The organism is Azospirillum sp. NS33 (genome assembly GCF_059703765.1).
On the sequence record NZ_BAAKJB010000016.1, the window covers coordinates 65,622 to 83,296 of the forward strand.

Below are 17,675 nucleotides of genomic sequence, written 5' to 3' on the forward strand. Positions count from 1 at the left end.
GGCCGCTCAGCGCCCCTCGCGGCGCCACGCCAGCAGCAGGGTCGCCAGCGCCAGCGCCAGCACCGCCGCGACCGGCAGCAGCGGCACGTCGCTCACCCCGGTCACCACATAGTCGCCGTTGGCGCGCAGGCCGATCCAGTCGTCGCCGGCCTGGTCGCGGTCGGGGCGGGTGCGGCGCACGGGAATGCCGCCCTCGCCCTGGCCCACCACCCAGTGGATGCCGCCGCCCGTCGCCGCGGCCGCCGGGGCGAGGCGCTCGCCGGTGGCGCGCAGATCGGCGAGCTCCGGCGGGTTGACGGCCCCCACCACGGCCAGCGCCGTGCGCTCGCCGTCGGTGACCCGGTGGATGCCGGGCTCGGCCGCCACCACCGTCGCCACCGTGCGCCCGCCCGGCCCGGCCTGCATGTCGAGCGTGCGGGTCTCGTCCGACGGCGTCGTCAGGGTCACCGCGCGCGGGTCCGGCTCCAGCGAGCGCCGCTCCACGGTGATGCGGTTGCCGTCGACGTGGGTGCGCAGGTCGTTCTCCTCCAGCTCCGGCTCCTTCATCAGCCAGTGGGCGAGCCGGCGCAGCAGCTCGGCCTGCGGCCCGCCGCCCTCGAAGCCGCGGCTCCACAGCCAGATCTGGTCCGAGGTGAGCTGGGCCACCCGGCCCTCGCCGACCCGGTTGAGGATGAGCAGCGGGCGCCCGTCGGCCCCCTCCATCACCACCGCGCCGCCGGTCGGCTGGACCTCCACCTGGTGGAACCAGCGGCCCCAGCCCGGCTCGCCGTCGCGGCGGTCGCCCGGCAGCGCGGCGGTCACCGGGTGGCGGTGGCCCAGCTCGGTCACCGTCGGGCGGAAGGGGCGGTCGATGTCCTGGCCGGTCGGCTCCGCCGGCAGCACCTCGCCCAGCGGCGTGCGGAACAGCGACAGCGGCGAGGAAAAGCCCTGGCCGGAGGATTCCAGAAGCGCGCCGCCCTCGCGCACGTAGCGGGCGATGTTCTCCAGGTACATCTGCGGCAGCACGCCGCGCCGGCGGTAGCGGTCGAAGATGATCAGGTCGAACTCGTCCAGCTTGATCTCGAACAGCTCGCGGATCGGAAAGGCGATCAGCGACAGCTCGCGGATCGGCGTGCCGTCCTGCTTCTCGGGCGGGCGCAGGATGGTGAAGTGGACGAGGTCGACCGAGGGGTCGGCCTTCAGCAGGTTGCGCCAGGTCCGCTCGCCGGCGTGGGGCTCGCCCGACACCAGCAGGACGCGCAGCCGGTCGCGCACGCCGTTGACCACCACCGCCGCCCGGTTGTTGGCGAGCGTCAGCTCCTGCCGCGCCGCCGCCACCTCCAGCTCCAGCACGTTCTGCCCGCCGTGGTCGATGGGCAGCTCGAGCCGGAAATCCTGTCCCACCGGCACCTGCACCACCCGCGCCGCGCCGCCGTCGCGGCGCAGGGTCACCGCGGCGGTGGCCGACTGCCGCGCCGGCAGGTCGTCGACCCGGATGGTCAGCTCCACCGGCTTGCCGACGATGCCGTAGCTCGGCGCCTGGACGATGGCGAGGCGCCGGTCGCCCTCGGCGCGGTCGCCGGTCAGCAGGGCGTGGACCGGGCCACCCTCGGCCAGCCGGGCGGCGCTCTCCGGCACGTCGTGGACCTGGCCGTCGGTGATCAGCACCGCGCCAGCCAGGCGGCGGCGCGGCACGTCGGCCGCCGCCGCCGCCAGCGCGTCGAACAGGCGCGTCTCGGTGATCGCCGCGCCGCCGCCGCCGGCGCCGTCGCCGGTGCGCACCACCCGCACCTCCAGGTCGTCGAACCCCGCCAGCCGCTCCTCCAGATCGGCCAGCGCCCGCTCCGTCCGGGCGCGGCGGTCGCCGATGGACTGGCTGGGGGAGTCGTCGACGACGACCACGGCCACGTCCTTGATGGGGGCGCGCTCCTCGTGCACCAGCGACGGGTTGAGCAGCGCCGCCGCCAGCACGGCGAAGGCCAGCGCCCGCCACGCCACGCCGCGCGCCCGGCGCAGCGCGGCCAGAAGCAGCGCCAGGACGGCGGCGCCGAACAGCACGGCCAGCGCCGGCCACGGCAGCAGCGGGTCCAGCGCGATGGAGGTGGCGTCGATGAACCCGCCGGTCATTATTGGCCGAGCCTTTCAAGGATGCTGGGGACGTGCACCTGGTCGGCCTTGTAGTTGCCGGTCAGGGCGTACATCACGAGGTTCACGCCGAAGCGGAAGGCCATCTCGCGCTGGCGCTCGCCGCCGGGCACCACGGGGTAGAGCGGCTGCCCGGTGGTCGGCTCCACCGCCCAGGCGGCGGCCCAGTCGTTGGCGCCGATCACCACCGACGAGACCCCGTCGTTGAGGCGCCCCTCGCGGGCCTCGACCCAGAGGTCGCCGCCGGCGAACCGCCCGGGGAAGTCCTGGAGCAGGTAGAAGGCCTTGGTCAGCACGTGGTCGGGCGGCACCGGGCCGAGCGCCGGGACGTCCAGCCCGTCGGCGATGCGGCGCAGCGCCGCCGACCCGGGCCCGGCGCCGGGCACCAGGGCGCGCGCCTGGTCGCGGGTGTCGAACAGGATGACGCCGCCGTTGCGCAGGTACTCGTTCACCTTGGTCCGGGCGCCGTCCGACAGGGCCGGCTGGACCTCGGTCACCGGCCAGTAGAGCAGGGGGAAGAAGGACAGCTCGTCGCTCTCCACGTCCACCGCCATGGCGCCGGCGGTCTCCGCCGCGGTGCGGCGGTTCAGCACCTCCGACAGCCCCTCCAGCCCGGCCCGTGCGATGCCGTCGACCGTGCTGTCGCCGGTGCGCACATGGGCCAGCCAGGTCTCCTCGGTCGCCGCGATGGCGCGCTCGACGTCGAGCGCCAGCGCCGGGCGCGGCGTCGCCACCATCGCGGTGGCCACCGCCACCCCGACCCCCACCGCCACCAGGATCGCCGCGGCGGATGCGGCCGAACCGGCGGCGCGGCGCGGCCGCGCCCAGCGGCCCAGCAGGCCCCGCAGGGCGAGCGCGATCAGCAGGTCGAGCACCCCGAGCGCCAGGGCGGCGGCCAGCAGATGGGGCTTCAGGGCGGTCTCGCCGCGGGCGTCGAAGCCGGTCCGGGCGACGCCGCCGGGCAGCGCGCCCAGCGGCGCGATCGCGCCGACCGCGGCGGTGAGGTTGAGGGCGATGCGGGAATCCTCGCGCCCGTAGAGGCCCGGCGGGTGGCGCGGGCCGATGGCGCCGGCGCCGAACGCCTCGGCGTCGAGCGGGAAGGCGGTGGGCGGGGCCGGGGCCAGCCGGCCGAAGCCGTCCAGCACCTCCCGGGGGTCCAGCGTGCCGCCCGGGGCGCTGCCGGCGACCCCTTCGCTCAAGGCGACGATGCGCCGCAGCATGTCGACGAACAGGCCGGACAGCGCCAGGTCGGACCAGTCCGGGCTGGCGGTGGTGTGGACCAGCACCACCGTGCCGTCGCCGCGCCGGGCGGCGGTGACCAGCGGCGTGCCGTCGCCCAGCCGGGCCCAGGTGCGGTCGGCCAGGTCCAGCGCCGGCTCGGCCAGCACCTGGCGGCGCACCCGCACGTCGTCGGGCACGGCCAGGCCGTGGAACGGGCTCTTCTCGGCGAAAGGCTGCAGGCGGGCCGGCTCCGACCACGACAGCGCGCCGCCCAGCGCCCGGTCGCCGACGCGCAGGCGCACCGGCACCAGGCGGTCGGCGTTGCGGGCCAGCCGGGGCCCGGCGAAGCGCACCAGCACGCCGCCCGCCGACACCCAGTCGCCCAGCGCCGCCGCCTCGGACTCCGTCAGCGCCCCGACGTCCGACAGGATGAGCACCGCGAGGTCGCGCTTCAGCAGCTCCAGCGTCTCGCCCCGGCGCACCTCGTTGTAGGGCTCCAGCGCCCGCGACAGGTAGTGCAGGTCCGACAGCAGCGGCTGGTTCTCGCCCTCGGGCCGGCCCGAGACCAGCCCGACCGGGCGGCGGCGCCAGCGCTCGTCCAGCAGAACCGTGGCCGCCGCCGTGGTCTCGTTCTCGATGCGCAGGGACGCCGCCTCGTTGCGCAGCTCCGTCGGCACCTCGAAACGCGCCTCGGCCCGCGCCCGGCCCGGCGCGAAGGCGACGCTCTCGCGGTGCAGCAGGCGGCCGTCGGCGGCCGACATCCGCACCGTCACGGCGTCCGGCGCCGTGGCGTCGGCGCGCACGATCTCGGCCACCAGCGCCGTCCCGTCCGAGACCGGCGGCAGCAGCAGGTGGGCGGGGCGGGCGCCGCCGTCGTCGCGCACCTCCACCGAGCCCAGGCGCTGCAGGCCGTCGGCCAGGTCGCGGTCGATGGCGGCCGCACCCCCGCCCGCGGCGCCGGCCGCGGCGGCCAGGCCGTCGGCCAGCCACACCGTGTGCGCCGTGCCCTCGAACGCCAGGCCGCGCACCGCCGCCAGGGCGGCGGCGCGGTCGACCGGCCAGGGCTGCGGCTCCAGGGCCTGCACCGTGCGCCGCGCCTCCACCGCCGGCAGCGGCGCGGTGGCCGCCACCGGGGCGGCACCGCCCGGCCCGGGCGCGGTCGCCAGCACCACCACCGGGCGGTCCTGGCGCTCGGCCTGGGTCACCAGGGTCTCCATGGCGTCGCGCCGGGCCGGCCAGTCACGCGCCGCCGCCCAGCCGTTGTCCACCACCAGCAGCAGCGGGCCGCTGCCGGGAAGGGCGGCGCGCGGGTTGAGCAGCGGGCCGGCCAGAGCCAGGATGATCAGCCCGCCCACCACCAGGCGCAACAGCAGCAGCCACCACGGCGTGCGCGCCGGCGTCTCTTCCCGCGCCGCCAGGTCGTAGAGGAGGCGGATGGCCGGGAAGCGCACCACGCGCGGCGCCGGCGGCGTGACCCGCAGCAGCCACCACAGCACCGGCAGGGCCGCCAGTGCGGTGAGAACCCAGGGTGCGGCGAAGGCGAGGGACCCGATACCCAACATGCTCGACGTTCTCTCAAACCGGCGGCTGGGCCGCGGCTACACGGGCGCCTGTGCCAGCGTTCCCCACAGCGACAGGAGCGCGGCCGGCGGCGGATGGTCGGTGCGGTGGACGGCGAAGGTCCAGCCGGCGGCGCGCGCCAGCGCCGCCAGCCCCTGGCGGTGGGCCTCCAGGCGGGCCAGGTAGGCGGCGCGGACCGCCTCGACGCGGGGCACCAGCAGCTCCTCCTCGCCCTCCAGACCTTCGAACGCGACGCGCCCGGCGAAGGGCAGGGTCTCCTCCGCCGGGTCGAGGATCTGCAGCAGATGGCCGCGCACGCCGCGCCCGGTCAGCCCGGCGACGGTGGCGTGGACCTCGTCGAGGGGCGACAGCAGGTCGCCCATCAGCACCACCTGGGCGTGGCGCGGCAGCGGCTCGCTGCCGGGCAGCCCGGTCGGCGCCTCGTCCGGCCAGGAGCGCGGATCGGTGAGGCGGGCCGCCAGCCGGTCGAGGGCCGAGCGCCCGTGGTCCGGGCGCTGCCCGGTGTTGAGCAGGGCCACCCGCTCGCCGCCGCGCACCAGCAGGACGGTCAGCGCCAGCAGCAGCAGCTCGGCGCGCTCCCGCTTGGTGGGCAGCGCCGGGGCCGAGCGGTAGGCCATGCTGGCGGAGCGGTCGTGCCACAGCCACACGGTCTGGGCCGCCTCCCACTCGTTCTCGCGGACGAAGACCGGCTGGGTCTTGGCCGACTGGCGCCAGTCGATCATCTGCGGGGCGTCGCCGGCGACGTAGCGGCGGAACTGCCAGAAGGTCTCGCCCAGCCCGACGCGGCGCCGCCCGTGGACGCCCTGGGCCACCGTCGCGGCGACGCGCTCCGCCTGCACCAGCAGGGGCGGCAGGCGCGACGCCAAGGCCTCCGCCCGCTGCCGGGCGCGCAGGGCGTCGATGCCGCGGCTCGGGGGTGTCGCCATGCCCGGCGCTCTCAGGCCAACGGCTCGCACAGGCGGTCGATCACCGCGTCCAGCGTGACCCCGTCGGCCCGGGCCGCGAAGCTCAGCGCCATGCGGTGGCGCAGCACCGGCTTGGCCAGCGCCACCACGTCGTCGAGCGACGGCGACAGCCGTCCGTCGAGCACGGCGCGGGCGCGCGCCGCCAGCATCAGCGCCTGCGAGGCGCGCGGCCCCGGCCCCCAGGCGACGTGGCGGGTGACCTCGGCCACATCGGAGGATTCCGGGCGCCCGGCCCGCACCAGGTCGAGGATGCCCTCGACCACGCTCTCGCCGACGGGGATGCGCCGCACCAGGCGCTGCGCCGCCTGGAGGTCGGTGGGGGTCAGCACGGCGACCGCGCTTTCCTGCTCGACGCCGGTGGTGGCGACGACCATGCGCCGCTCGGCGTCGCGGTCGGGATAGGTGACGTCCACCTGCATCAGGAAGCGGTCGAGCTGGGCCTCGGGCAGGGGGTAGGTGCCTTCCTGCTCCAGCGGGTTCTGGGTGGCCAGCACGTGGAAGGGGGCGGGCAGGGCGTGGTACTGGCCGGCCACCGAGACGCGGCGCTCCTGCATCGCCTGCAGCAGCGCCGACTGGGTGCGCGGGCTGGCCCGGTTGATCTCGTCGGCCATCAGCAGCTGGCTGAACACCGGCCCGGGAAGGAAGCGGAAGGAGCGCCGCCCGTCCTCCGCCTCCTCCAGCACCTCGGAGCCGAGGATGTCCGCCGGCATCAGGTCCGGCGTGCACTGGATGCGCTTCTCCTCCAGCCCCAGCACCGTGCCCAGCGTCTCCACCAGGCGGGTCTTGGCGAGGCCGGGGACGCCGATCAGCAGGACGTGCCCGCCGGCCAGCAGGGTGACGAGCGTCAGCTCCACCACCTCCTGCTGGCCGAAGATGACGCGGCCGATGCGGTCGCGCACCATGGCCAGCCGGCCGCCCAGCGTCTCCACCTCGGCCAGGAGCTGTTGGGGATTCTCGGGGCCGGCCGAGGCGGGCAGGACGTTCGAAGCGCTCAAGGCGTCTCTCCCAGTTCACATTCCGGGCAGTTCACATTCCGGGGTCGCAGACCTATGTGACGAGTGTGGCGAAATTAGGCTGCGCAGGCATGCGATGAACAAAGTCGGCACCGGACCGGCCGAAAACAAGCGGGGGGATGCGACGGAGTTGCACGCCCGCGGCGGCCAGGGCGGGGAAGAGGAGTTCGGCATCCGCATCGCCCGCGACGGCACGTGGTACCATCAGGGCGGCCCGATCCGGCGGATCGAGCTGGTGAAGCTGTTCGCCAGCGTGCTCCGGCGCGACGCGGCCGGCGACCACTGGCTGGTGACCCCGGTGGAGCGCGGGCGCATCGAGGTCGAGGACGCGCCGTTCGTGGCGGTGGAGATGGCGGTGCGCGGCCGCGGCCGCGACCAGGTTCTGTCGTTCCGCACGAACCTGGACGAATGGGTCGAGGCCGGCCCCGACCACCCGATCCGGGTGGCCGGAGGAGACGGTGACCAGGACGGTGACCGGGGCGGCCCGGTGCCGTACCTGGCGATAAGAAATGGTCTGGAGGCGCGCGTCGCCCGGCCCGTCTATTACGAGATGGTGGACCGGTGCGCGACCGACGGCGACGGCGGGGAGGACGAGATCGGGCTATGGAGCAAGGGGACCTTCTTCGCGCTGGGCAGGTGGCCTGGCGCGTGACACTGGACGACGTCCGCCGGCGGTTCCCGGGGAGTGCTGCGGCGTCGCTGCACCCCGCGAAGATCCGCGGCGACCATGACCTGAACCCTGACTACGGCCCGCCGCCGGACGTCCTGCGCGAGGCGGCGGTGCTGATCCCGCTGGTGGACCGCGACGGCGGGGTGACCGTGCTGTTCACCCTGCGCACCGCCCACTTGACCGCCCACGCCGGGCAGATCAGCTTTCCCGGCGGCCGGCGCGAGCCCTACGACGCCACGCCCGAGGAGACGGCGCTGCGCGAGACGGAGGAGGAGGTCGGCCTGGACCGCCGCCACGTGGAGATCGTCGGCCGGCTCGACACCTACGTGACGCGCACCGGCTTCCGGGTCACCCCGGTGGTCGGCTTCGTGCGGCCGCCCTTCACGCTGACCTGCGACCCGACGGAGGTGGACGAGGCCTTCGAGGTGCCGCTGTCGGTGGTGCTCGACCCCGCCAACCCGCAGCGCCACAGCCGCGAGTTCCGCGGCACCCAGCGGCTGTTCTACGCCTTCCCCTACGAGCACCGGTACATCTGGGGGGCGACCGCGGGCATGCTGGTGAACCTGCGGGACGTCCTGAGCGGCGCTCCGTGAGGACCGCCCTGACGCTCCTGCTGCCGCTGCTGGCGCCAACCCTTCTGTACGTGGCGTGGCTGGTGCTGCGCGCCCGCCGCGGACAGCCCCCGCCGCTGCGCCACCCCTGGCTGTGGCTGGCGGGCAGTGGCGTGGTGTTCCTGGTGGTGGCGATGGGGGCGCGGCGGATGTCGGACGGCACCCCGCCGGGCGGGCGCTACGTCCCGGCCCACTTGGAGGATGGCCGCATCGTCGAGGGCGAGACCGTGCTGCCGCCCGTGCCGCCACCCAGCCCGGCGCGGTGACACGGCATCTGGGCGCTCGGCCGGGCCCACGGTATGGTGCCGGACCGCTCCCGCTGGACCGCCCCCGCTGGACCCCTGATGACCGCACCCGCCGCCCGCCTGGCGCCGCAGCCCTGGATGACCGCCCCGCAGACGCGGGCGGTGCTTGACGCGCTCAGGGCCGGCGGGGTCGACGTCCGCTTCGTCGGCGGCTGCGTGCGCGACGCCTGGCTGGGCCGGCCGGTCAAGGACATCGACCTCGCCACCCACGCGCCGCCCGACCGGGTGATGGCGGTGCTGGCGGCGGCTGGCCTGACCGTGGTGCCCACCGGCATCGCCCACGGCACGGTGACCGCGGTGGTCGACCGCCAGCACTACGAGATCACCAGCCTGCGCCGCGACGTGGAGACCTTCGGCCGTCACGCCCGGGTGGAGTTCACCGACGACTGGACGGAGGACGCGGGGCGCCGCGACCTCACCATGAACGCGCTCTCGTGCACGCCCGAGGGTGATCTCTACGACCCCTTCGACGGGCTGGCCGACCTGGCGGCGGGGCGCGTCCGCTTCGTCGGGGCCGCCCGTGTGCGCATCCGCGAGGACGTGCTGCGCCTGCTGCGCTTCTTCCGTTTCCATGCCCATTACGGCCGCGGCGCCCCCGACGCGGAGGCGTTGGCGGCGGCCCGGGAGCTGGCGTCGCTGCTGCCCACCCTGTCGGGCGAACGGGTGCAGGGGGAGCTGATCCGCCTGCTCACCGCCCCCGACCCCGGGGCGGTGTGGCGGCTGATGCGCGGGATGGGAATCCTCCACCACCTGCTCCCCTGGGCCACCGACGTCGACCGTCTCGACCGCCTCGGCGCGGTCGAGCGGGGGCTGGGACTGCCGGCCGATGGGTGGCGCAGGCTTGCCGCGACGCTGCCCGTCGATCTGGCGGTCGCGCAGGCGGTCGGGGAACGGCTGAAGATGTCGAAGGCCGACCGACGGCGCCTCGACGGGATGGTCGAGCCGCCGGTGGCGGTGTCGGTCCATCACCAATCCGCGGAGCGACGCCGCACGCTCTATCGTCTGGGGGACGAGCGTCTCTACCGCGACCTCGTCCTCCTCGACGCGGCCGCAGCGCCGGGACCGCTGTCGGCGGAAGCCGTCGCTGCCGCCCTCAAGGTCGGTGCGGGACTTGCGAGCCTGGTGTTCCCATTGGCCGGTAAGGATGTTCTGGGCCTGGGGGTGGCGCGCGGGCCGGCCGTGGGCCGCCTGCTGAGGCAGTTGGAGCACTGGTGGATCGCCCGGGACTTCCGTCCGGAGCGCACGGCGTGTGTGGCCGAAGCGCGTCGCCGCCTGGCGGCGCGGGACGGGGTGGACCATAAAATATCCGCGTCGGAGTGATTTCGTTTCATCCGCTCAGTAATGTTCCCCCGTTGTAACGCAAGAAGCGAAGTAGATGCGGTGAGTTGAATTGCGAATTTCAAAATTAACTCACATTTAATTCTGATTATTGTTGCAATATCCGACCTCCATGCTAGGGAATAAGCAAAGCGGGGTGCGGACACCTCGCCGCAACCCCAGGATTCGGCAGAGGGAAGACAATGCGGGCAGCGTTCAGCAATTTGACGGTCAAGGTGAAGATCGGCGCCTGTCTGGCGGTCATCGTTTTGACGATCGGCATCACCGGGGCGTTCATCAACGCCAAGGTGTCAGCCGTCCACGAGGCGCGCAACTGGCAGAACCACACCTACGAGGTTCTGGACGCGGTCGATGGTGTTGTCTCCGGGATGGTCGGTCAGGAGACCGGCCTGCGGGGATTCCTGATCGCCGGGCAGGAGGGCTTTCTGGAGCCCTACCACGAGGGCAAGTCGGCCGCCGACGCGGCGCTGGCCCGGCTGAAGAGCCTCACCGCCGACAACCCGGCGCAGCAGACCCGGATCGAGCGGTTGCGCACCGCCATCGACACCTGGCGTTCGACCATCGCGGAGCGCGAGCTTGCGCTGATGCGCGATCAGGGCACCGTTGCGGACGCCCGGGCGATGGAAGCGAGTGGCGCCGGCAAGCAATCGTTCGACGCGCTGCGCCGGATCGCGGCGGAGATCCGGTCGACCGAGGCGGAGCTGCTGGAGGCCCGCGCGGCGCACGCGACGGACGCGCTGACGGCGGCGTCCTTCGCCGCTTGGGGTGGGCTGGCGGTGTCCATCGTCATGGCGCTGGCGTTTGGCGTGCTGCTGTCCGGGGCCATTGGCGCACCGATCCTGCGCATCGCCGGCGCGATGAGCGACCTGGCCGACGGCAACACCAGCGCCGACGTGCCCTACCGGAACCGCCGCGACGAGATCGGTCGCATGGCCGGGGCGGTGCAAGTCTTCAAGGACAACGCGCTGGAAGTGGCGCGCCTCAAGTCCGAGCAGGAGCAGGTGGAGGCGCGTGCCGAAGCGGATCGCAAGGCCCAGATGACCGTGCTCGCCGACCGATTCGAGGCGACCGTGACCGCCATGGTCGAAACCGTCGCATCGGCCGCCAGTCAGATGGAGGGGGCCGCCACGGCGCTCTCCGGCGCCGCGGAACTGTCCAGCCAGCGGGTCATGACGGTCGCGTCCGCATCCGAGCAGGCCAGCGCCAACGTGCAGACCGTGGCCACCGCGACGGAAGAGCTGAGCGCGTCGATCCATGAGATCGGCCGGCAGGTCGAGACGTCCACGCAGATCGCCAAGCAGGCGGTCGACGACACGCGCCGCACCGGGTCGAGCATCGGCGCCCTGGTGGAAGCGTCCAAGCAGATCGGGGTGGTGGTGGACATGATCCAGTCGATCGCCGGCCAGACCAACCTGCTCGCCTTGAACGCGACCATCGAAGCCGCGCGGGCCGGTGAGGCTGGCAAGGGATTCGCGGTGGTCGCCAGCGAGGTGAAGGCCCTGGCCAACCAGACCGCCAAGGCGACGGACGAGATCCTGTCCAAGGTGCAGGAGATCCAGGGGGCGACCGGCGAGGCCCATGCGGCCATGGGCGGGATCGAGGGGATCATCGTGCGCATGGACGAGATCGCCGGTGCCATCGCGGCCGCGGTGGAGGAGCAGGGTGCCGCGACCCGCGACATCGCATGCAATGTTCAGCAGGCGGCGCGGGGCACGCAGCAGGTGTCCGAGAACGTGTCCGTCGTCAACCAGACCGCCGCGGAAACGGGAACCGCCGCGCAGCAAGTGATGAGTACGGCCGGCGAGCTGTCCAGGCAGGCGGACGTGCTGCGGCGCGAGGTGGCGTCGTTCATCGCCACGGTCCGTGCGGCGTAGCCGCTGGGCCGGTGGCGGCGTTCGCGGCCGCCGGCCTCACGGCCACGTCACCTCGGGCGGCAGGCTCATCAGGATGGCCTCGGTGTTGCCGCCGGTCTTCAGGCCGAAGGTCGTGCCGCGGTCGTAGAGCAGGTTGAACTCGACATAGCGGCCGCGCTTGACCAGCAGCGCCTCGCGCTGCTCGGCCGTCCAGGGGGCGTGCATGTGGCGGCGCACGATCGCCGGGTAGGCCTCCAGGAAGGCCAGGCCGACATCGCGGGTGAAGGCGAGGTCGGCCTCCCAGTCGCCGCTGTCCAGATTGTCGTAGAAGATCCCGCCGACCCCGCGGGTCTCGCCGCGGTGAGGCAAATAGAAGTAGCGGTCGCACCACTCCTTGTACTTGGGGTAGTAGCCGGGGTCGTGGCGGTCGCAGGCCGCCTGGAGGGCGCCGTGGAAGGTGGCGGTGTCGATCTCGTCCGGGAACGTCGGGGTGAGGTCGGCGCCGCCGCCGAACCAGCCCTGGGTGGTGACGATGTGGCGGGTGTTCATGTGGGTCGCCGGCACCAGGGGGGAGCGCATGTGCGCCACCAGGCTGATTCCGGCCGCCCAGAACCGGCCGTCCCCGGCGGCACCGGGGATGTTGGAACGGAACTCCGGGCTGAAGGTGCCGTGGACGACGGAGATGTTCACGCCCACCTTCTCGAACACCCGGCCGCGCATCAGCGCCATGGTGCCGCCACCCCCCTCGGTCCCACCATGATCGGGGCGCTGCCAGGTCTTGCGCGCGAAGCGGCCGGGGGGCAGGGCGGCGTGGGGGCCGTCGGTCAGCTCGTCCTCCAGCGTCTCGAAGGCGGCGCAGATGCGGTCGCGCAGCTCGGCGAACCACGCGGCGGCCCGGGCCTTGCGCTCCTGGAGGGCGGTGTCGGTGGCGGCGGTGTCGCTGGCGGTCATCGGTCCTCTCCGGTCGCGGCGGCGGTCTGCCGCAGGGCCTCACCCAACACCATCGCCGCGGCGACCGCAACGTTGAGGGAGCGCGCCGGCGGCCTCAACGGGATGGCCAGGCGGGCGTCGGCGGTGGTGTGCACGGCCTCGGGGACGCCCGCCCCCTCGCTGCCCACCATCAGGCGGTCGTCGGGGTGGAAGGCGAAGGCGGTGTAGGGAACGGCGCCGCGGGTGGTCAGCAGCACGAGTCGGCCGGCGGCCGGTGTTTGCCGGTAGGCATTCCACGAGGTGTGGCGGGTGAGGTCGAGGGCGTCGAGGTAGTCCATGCCGGCGCGGCGCAGGCGCCGGTCGTCGAGCAGGAAGCCGCAGGGCTCGACGATGTCCATGGCAACGCCGAGGGCGGCGCACAGGCGCATCAGGGTTCCCGCGTTTTGCGGGATGTCCGGTTCGAACAGGGCGAGGCGCATTCCCGCAATCCAAAAGGGGGGAAGAATAGGTGGGCGGGGCCGCGGTTTCCACGCGACACAATGTCCGGAGGATAAGACTTTTCAACGAGGCTACGCGACGCTATACCGCACCCCAATGGCTGGGTACTCCCCTTCCGGGCGATGCGGCGTGGCCGGGTCCATCCGGAGCAGCGGAAAAGGAACAGCCGAGGCGAATGAAGAACGTCCGACGCTCACCCCGGCGCCCACCACGCGCTGTGACATGTCCTGAGGAGAATGACGCTTATGGCTGAGACCACGCATCCGTCCGGCACGGGTGTACCCGCGGCCCCCGGCGGTGAGGAGACGACCCGCCGTGATTTCCTCTACCTCGCCACCGGTGCCGTGGGTGCCGTCGGTGTCGCCGCGGCTGTCTGGCCGTTCGTCGACAGCATGAACCCGGCGGCCGACACCCTCGCGCTGGCCTCGATCGAGGTCGATCTCTCCCCGGTCCAGGTCGGGCAGTCGATCACCGTCACCTGGCGCGGCAAGCCGGTGTTCATCCGTCATCGCACGGAGAACGAGATCGCCGAGGCCGGCCAGGTCGCCGTCGACGAGCTGCGCGACCCGCAGCCCGATTCCGCCCGTGTGGAGCAGCCGGCGTGGCTGATCGTCGTGGGCGTGTGCACGCACCTGGGCTGCGTGCCGCTGGGGCAGAAGCCCACCGACCCGCGCGGTGACTATGACGGCTGGTTCTGCCCCTGCCACGGCTCGCACTACGACACCTCCGGCCGCATCCGCAAGGGTCCGGCTCCCGCCAACCTGCCCGTGCCGCCGTACGCCTTCATCGGCGACGCCTCGGTCAAGCTCGGCTAAGCGGCCTTCGGATCGGGAGACCAGAAGATATGGCTCAGGGACACGCCTCTACGTTCAAGAATCCCGTCGTGAAGTGGGTGGACAGCCGCCTGCCCATCTTCACGATGATGCACCACGAGTACAACGAATACCCGATGCCCCGGAACGTCAACTATCTGTGGGCGTTCGGGGCGATCGCCGGTGTCATGCTGGTGATCATGATCGCCACCGGCCTCGTGCTGGCCATGCAGTACGCCGCCAACACCCACATCGCGTTCGAGTCCGTCGAGCGCATCATGCGCGACGTGAACTACGGCTGGCTGCTGCGCTACATGCACGCCAACGGCGCGTCGATGTTCTTCATCGCCGTCTACATCCACATGTTCCGCGGCCTCTACTACGGCTCGTACAAGGCGCCGCGCGAGATCCTGTGGATGCTGGGCGTGGTGATCCTGCTGCTGATGATGGCCACCGCCTTCATGGGCTACGTGCTGCCGTGGGGCCAGATGAGCTTCTGGGGCGCCACCGTCATCACCAACCTGTTCTCGGCCTTCCCGATCGTCGGCGACCCCATCGTGACCTGGCTGTGGGGCGGCTTCTCGGTCGACAACCCCACCCTGAACCGCTTCTTCGCGCTGCATTTCCTGCTGCCGTTCGTGATCCTCGCGGTGGTCATCCTCCACACCGCTGCCCTGCATGTCTGTGGCTCGAACAACCCGCTGGGCATTGACGCCAAGGGGCCGCAGGACACCGTGCCCTTCAACCCGTATGTGACGGTGAAGGACCTGTTCGCGGTGGTGGTCTTCCTGATCCTCTACTGCGTCTTCGTCTTCTTCATGCCGAACTACCTGGGTCACCCGGACAACTACATCCCGGCCAACCCGCTGGTGACGCCGGCGCACATCGTGCCGGAATGGTACTTCCTGCCGTTCTACGCCATCCTGCGTGCCATTCCCGACAAGCTGGGCGGCGTGCTCGCCATGTTCGGCGCCATCGCCGTGCTGTTCGTCCTGCCCTGGCTCGACACCTCGAAGGTCCGCAGCTGCAAGTTCCGGCCGATCTACCGCCAGTTCTTCTGGGTCCTGGTGCTCGACGCCCTGGTCCTGGGCTACGCCGGCGCCATGCCCGCCGAGGGCGTCTGGCTGACCATCGGCCGCATCGCCACCGCCTACTACTTCTTCCACTTCCTGGTCCTGCTGCCGGTGCTGGGCAAGCTGGAGCGACCGCTTCCGCTGCCGGCCAGCATCAGCGAACCCGTTCTGAAGGGCGGAGGCCGCGTGGCCGCCGGCGCCCACGCCCAGCCGATGGAGAAGGCCTAATGCGCGCGTTGAAGACTGCTTTCCTCTCCGCGGCTCTGGCGTTCGGGCTGGCCGGCACGGCCGCGGCGTCGGAAGGCGTGCACATTCCCGAGCAGAGCTGGCCGCATTCCGGCGTGTTCGGCACCATCGACAGGGCGTCGGCGCAGCGCGGCTTCCAGGTCTACAAGCAGGTCTGCGCGACCTGCCACTCCATGAAGCTGGTGTCGATCCGGACCCTGGCCGGACTCGGCTACGATGAGGACCAGCTGAAGGCGATCGCCGCGGACTACACGGTCCAGGCCGGGCCGAACGACAGCGGCGAGATGTTCGACCGTCCGGGCATCCCGGCGGACCGCTTTCCCAGCCCGTTCCCCAACGACCAGGCCGCCCGCGCCTCCAACAACGGCGCCCTGCCGCCCGACCTGTCGCTGATGGCCAAGGCCCGGGTCGGTGGCGAGAACTACCTCTACGCCTTCCTCACCGGCTTCCACGACACGCCGCCGGAAGGCGTGACGCTGATGGACGGCATGTACTACAACGCGTACTTCCCCGGCCATCAGGTGGGCATGCCCAACATCCTGATGCCCGACGGCGTCGAATACGCCGACGGCACGGCGGCGACGGTCGAGCAGCAGGCCCACGACGTGGCGACCTTCCTGACCTTCGTCGCCGAGCCGCACATGGACACCCGCAAGCAGACGGGCGTGAAGGTGATCCTGTTCCTGGTCGTCTTCGCCGGTCTGATGTACGCGGCCAAGCGCCAGCTCTGGAGCACCGTCCACCACTGACGCCGCCGCCGCGGCGGACCGGCCGCGCGTTTTCGCTGGACAGGGCGCCCCCGGGCGCCCTGTTCTGTGTCCCGGAGCCTATTCCAGGGCGGGACCGACGGAGGCCGGCATGGTGGACACGCTGATCGACGAGATCGTCGATTTCTGGTTCGACGAGGGGGTGAAGGCGTACTGGTTCAAGCGCTCCGACAGCTTCGACCGGTCGGTGCGCGACACCCTGCTGGAGCCGTACGAGCGGGCCGCGGAGGGTGCCCTCGACCATTGGATGGCCGACGTCGACGGCTGCCTGGCGCTGTGCATCCTGCTCGACCAGGTGCCACGCAACGTGTTCCGCGGCGCGGCCCGGGCCTTCGCCACCGACCCCCAGGCGCGGGCGGTCGCCCGCCACGCCCTGGCCGAGGGCTTCGACCTGGAGTGCACCGCCGACGAGCGGCTGTTCCTCTACCTGCCGTTCGAGCACAGCGAGGATCTGGAGGACCAGCGCCTGGCCGTCGCGCTGATCGGCGAGCGGGTGGGCAGCGCCGAGACCGTGGACTACGCCGAGCGGCACCTGCGCATCGTCGAGCGCTTCGGCCGCTTTCCCCACCGCAACGCCGCCCTCGGGCGGGCCAGCACGGCGGAGGAGGAGGCCTTTCTTTTGGAGCCCGGCTCCTCCTTCTGAACAGGGCGGCCCGGCGCATTGCGTGGTTGTGCCGGGCGCGCGGGGTGCGGTAGGTACGGCGCCTTCGTGCCGCCCGCCCGCAGCCTTCCGTGTGCCATGACGTCCGCCGTCCTTCCCGGTCACCCGCACCCCCCCGGCTCCCGCCCCGATGTCCGCCGGGCCACCGCCATCGGCAGCACGGCCATCGCCATGTGGGCGACGCTGGCGCCGTTGACCACGCTGTCCGGGGTCATCCCGCCGTTCCAGCTGGTTTCCATGGCGTTCCTCATCGCCTTCCTGGTCGGCACGGCCGGCGCCCTGGCGCGCGGGCGCGACCCCGTCGCCGCCCTGCGCCAGCCCTGGCCGGTGTGGGCGCTCGGCGTCGGCGGGCTGTTCGGCTACCACTTCTTCTATTTCCTGGCGATGCGGCTCGCCCCCGGCGCGACGGTCGAGGTCAATCTGCTCAACTACCTCTGGCCGCTGCTGATCGTGCTGTTCTCCGCCCTGCTGCCGGGCGAGCGGCTGCGCGGCGGCCACGTCGTCGGGGCGCTGGCCGGTCTGGGGGGCACGGCGCTGCTGATCACCGGGGGCGGCGGGGCGAGCGTGGAGGCGGCCAACCTGCCGGGCTACCTGGTCGCCTTGGCGGCGGCGCTGACCTGGGGAAGCTATTCGGTGGTGTCGCGCCGCTTCGGCCACGTGCCGACGGAAGCGGTCGGCGGGTTCTGCCTCGCCACGGCGGTGCTGGCCGCGGCGTGCCATGGGATGTTCGAAACCACCGTGGTGCCGCAGGGCGGGGCCTGGCTGGCGGTGCTCGGCATGGGGCTGGCGCCGGTCGGTCTGTCCTTTTTCGCCTGGGACGTCGGGGTGAAGCACGGCGACATCCGGGCGCTGGGCGCGCTGAGCTACGCCGCCCCGCTGCTGTCGACCCTGCTGCTGATCGCGGTCGGCCATGGCACCGGCGGCTGGACGGTGTGGACCGCCTGCGCCCTGATCGTCGGCGGGGCCATGCTGGCCAGCGGCGACGTGCTGCGCCGCCGCCGCTGACC

Annotated in this window: 16 protein-coding genes; 10 read left to right on the forward strand and 6 right to left on the reverse strand. The window is 72.7% G+C overall.

Annotation, left to right across the window (positions count from 1 at the left end; translation table 11 throughout):
• Positions 1 to 6: 6 nt before the first annotated feature.
• The 4 genes from AC6H2I_RS15440 to AC6H2I_RS15455 are packed head-to-tail and all read right to left on the reverse strand — an operon-like array spanning position 7 to position 6,793.
• Positions 7 to 2,106: a hypothetical protein gene (locus tag AC6H2I_RS15440; protein ID WP_497501553.1), complete on the reverse strand. Its 2,100-nt coding sequence runs from the start codon at positions 2,104 to 2,106 to the stop codon at positions 7 to 9.
• Positions 2,106 to 4,907 (reverse strand): DUF4159 domain-containing protein, encoded by a 2,802-nt coding sequence (locus AC6H2I_RS15445; protein ID WP_497501554.1) that lies wholly within the window; start codon positions 4,905 to 4,907, stop codon positions 2,106 to 2,108. The genes AC6H2I_RS15440 and AC6H2I_RS15445 overlap by 1 nt, the downstream gene beginning before the upstream one ends.
• Positions 4,908 to 4,943: 36 nt before the next feature.
• Complete coding sequence (locus AC6H2I_RS15450) at positions 4,944 to 5,852, reverse strand: DUF58 domain-containing protein (protein ID WP_497501555.1); 909 nt, start codon at positions 5,850 to 5,852, stop codon at positions 4,944 to 4,946.
• Between the two features lie 11 nt (positions 5,853 to 5,863).
• Positions 5,864 to 6,793 (reverse strand): AAA family ATPase, encoded by a 930-nt coding sequence (locus AC6H2I_RS15455; protein ID WP_497501631.1) that lies wholly within the window; start codon positions 6,791 to 6,793, stop codon positions 5,864 to 5,866.
• 187 nt (positions 6,794 to 6,980) lie between these two features.
• On the opposite strand from AC6H2I_RS15455, the gene AC6H2I_RS15460 reads away from it, so the two are divergent.
• The 5 genes from AC6H2I_RS15460 to AC6H2I_RS15480 all read left to right on the forward strand — a co-directional run bounded on the left by AC6H2I_RS15460 (position 6,981) and on the right by AC6H2I_RS15480 (position 11,702).
• The gene (locus AC6H2I_RS15460) at positions 6,981 to 7,556 is read left to right on the forward strand and encodes a DUF1285 domain-containing protein (protein WP_497501556.1); all 576 of its coding nucleotides are present in this window, start codon (positions 6,981 to 6,983) and stop codon (positions 7,554 to 7,556) included.
• Entirely contained in the window at positions 7,553 to 8,167 is a 615-nt protein-coding gene (locus tag AC6H2I_RS15465; protein ID WP_497501557.1) for a CoA pyrophosphatase, read from the forward strand. Before AC6H2I_RS15460 ends, AC6H2I_RS15465 begins: the two co-directional genes overlap by 4 nt.
• Positions 8,164 to 8,451 carry a DUF6111 family protein gene (locus AC6H2I_RS15470; protein WP_497501558.1) on the forward strand — a complete coding sequence of 96 codons (288 nt, stop codon included), beginning with the start codon at positions 8,164 to 8,166 and terminating at the stop codon, positions 8,449 to 8,451. The genes AC6H2I_RS15465 and AC6H2I_RS15470 overlap by 4 nt, the downstream gene beginning before the upstream one ends.
• A 78-nt stretch (positions 8,452 to 8,529) precedes the next feature.
• Positions 8,530 to 9,810, forward strand: coding sequence for a CCA tRNA nucleotidyltransferase (locus AC6H2I_RS15475; protein WP_497501559.1), 1,281 nt, complete (start codon positions 8,530 to 8,532; stop codon positions 9,808 to 9,810).
• A 233-nt stretch (positions 9,811 to 10,043) separates the two neighbouring features.
• The gene (locus AC6H2I_RS15480; RefSeq protein WP_497501560.1) at positions 10,044 to 11,702 is read left to right on the forward strand and encodes a methyl-accepting chemotaxis protein; all 1,659 of its coding nucleotides are present in this window, start codon (positions 10,044 to 10,046) and stop codon (positions 11,700 to 11,702) included.
• A 36-nt stretch (positions 11,703 to 11,738) separates the two neighbouring features.
• On the opposite strand, the gene hemF is transcribed toward AC6H2I_RS15480, so the two are convergent.
• Positions 11,739 to 12,632: an oxygen-dependent coproporphyrinogen oxidase gene (gene hemF / locus AC6H2I_RS15485; protein ID WP_497501561.1), complete on the reverse strand. Its 894-nt coding sequence runs from the start codon at positions 12,630 to 12,632 to the stop codon at positions 11,739 to 11,741.
• Complete coding sequence (locus tag AC6H2I_RS15490) at positions 12,629 to 13,090, reverse strand: tRNA (cytidine(34)-2'-O)-methyltransferase (protein WP_497501562.1); 462 nt, start codon at positions 13,088 to 13,090, stop codon at positions 12,629 to 12,631. Before AC6H2I_RS15490 ends, hemF begins: the two co-directional genes overlap by 4 nt.
• 264 nt (positions 13,091 to 13,354) lie before the next feature.
• Between AC6H2I_RS15490 and petA the strand changes: the two genes are divergently transcribed.
• The 5 genes from petA to yddG all read left to right on the forward strand — a co-directional run bounded on the left by petA (position 13,355) and on the right by yddG (position 17,673).
• Complete coding sequence (gene petA, locus AC6H2I_RS15495) at positions 13,355 to 13,924, forward strand: ubiquinol-cytochrome c reductase iron-sulfur subunit (RefSeq protein WP_497501563.1); 570 nt, start codon at positions 13,355 to 13,357, stop codon at positions 13,922 to 13,924.
• 29 nt (positions 13,925 to 13,953) lie between these two features.
• Entirely contained in the window at positions 13,954 to 15,222 is a 1,269-nt protein-coding gene (locus AC6H2I_RS15500) for a cytochrome b (protein ID WP_497501564.1), read from the forward strand.
• Positions 15,222 to 15,989 carry a cytochrome c1 gene (locus tag AC6H2I_RS15505; protein WP_497501565.1) on the forward strand — a complete coding sequence of 256 codons (768 nt, stop codon included), beginning with the start codon at positions 15,222 to 15,224 and terminating at the stop codon, positions 15,987 to 15,989. Before AC6H2I_RS15500 ends, AC6H2I_RS15505 begins: the two co-directional genes overlap by 1 nt.
• Positions 15,990 to 16,098: 109 nt before the next feature.
• A complete protein-coding gene (locus AC6H2I_RS15510) occupies positions 16,099 to 16,650 on the forward strand; it encodes a DUF924 family protein (protein WP_497501566.1) in 552 nt (183 codons plus the stop codon).
• A gap of 96 nt (positions 16,651 to 16,746) precedes the next feature.
• The gene (gene yddG, locus AC6H2I_RS15515) at positions 16,747 to 17,673 is read left to right on the forward strand and encodes an aromatic amino acid exporter YddG (protein ID WP_497501567.1); all 927 of its coding nucleotides are present in this window, start codon (positions 16,747 to 16,749) and stop codon (positions 17,671 to 17,673) included.
• Positions 17,674 to 17,675 lie beyond the last annotated feature (2 nt).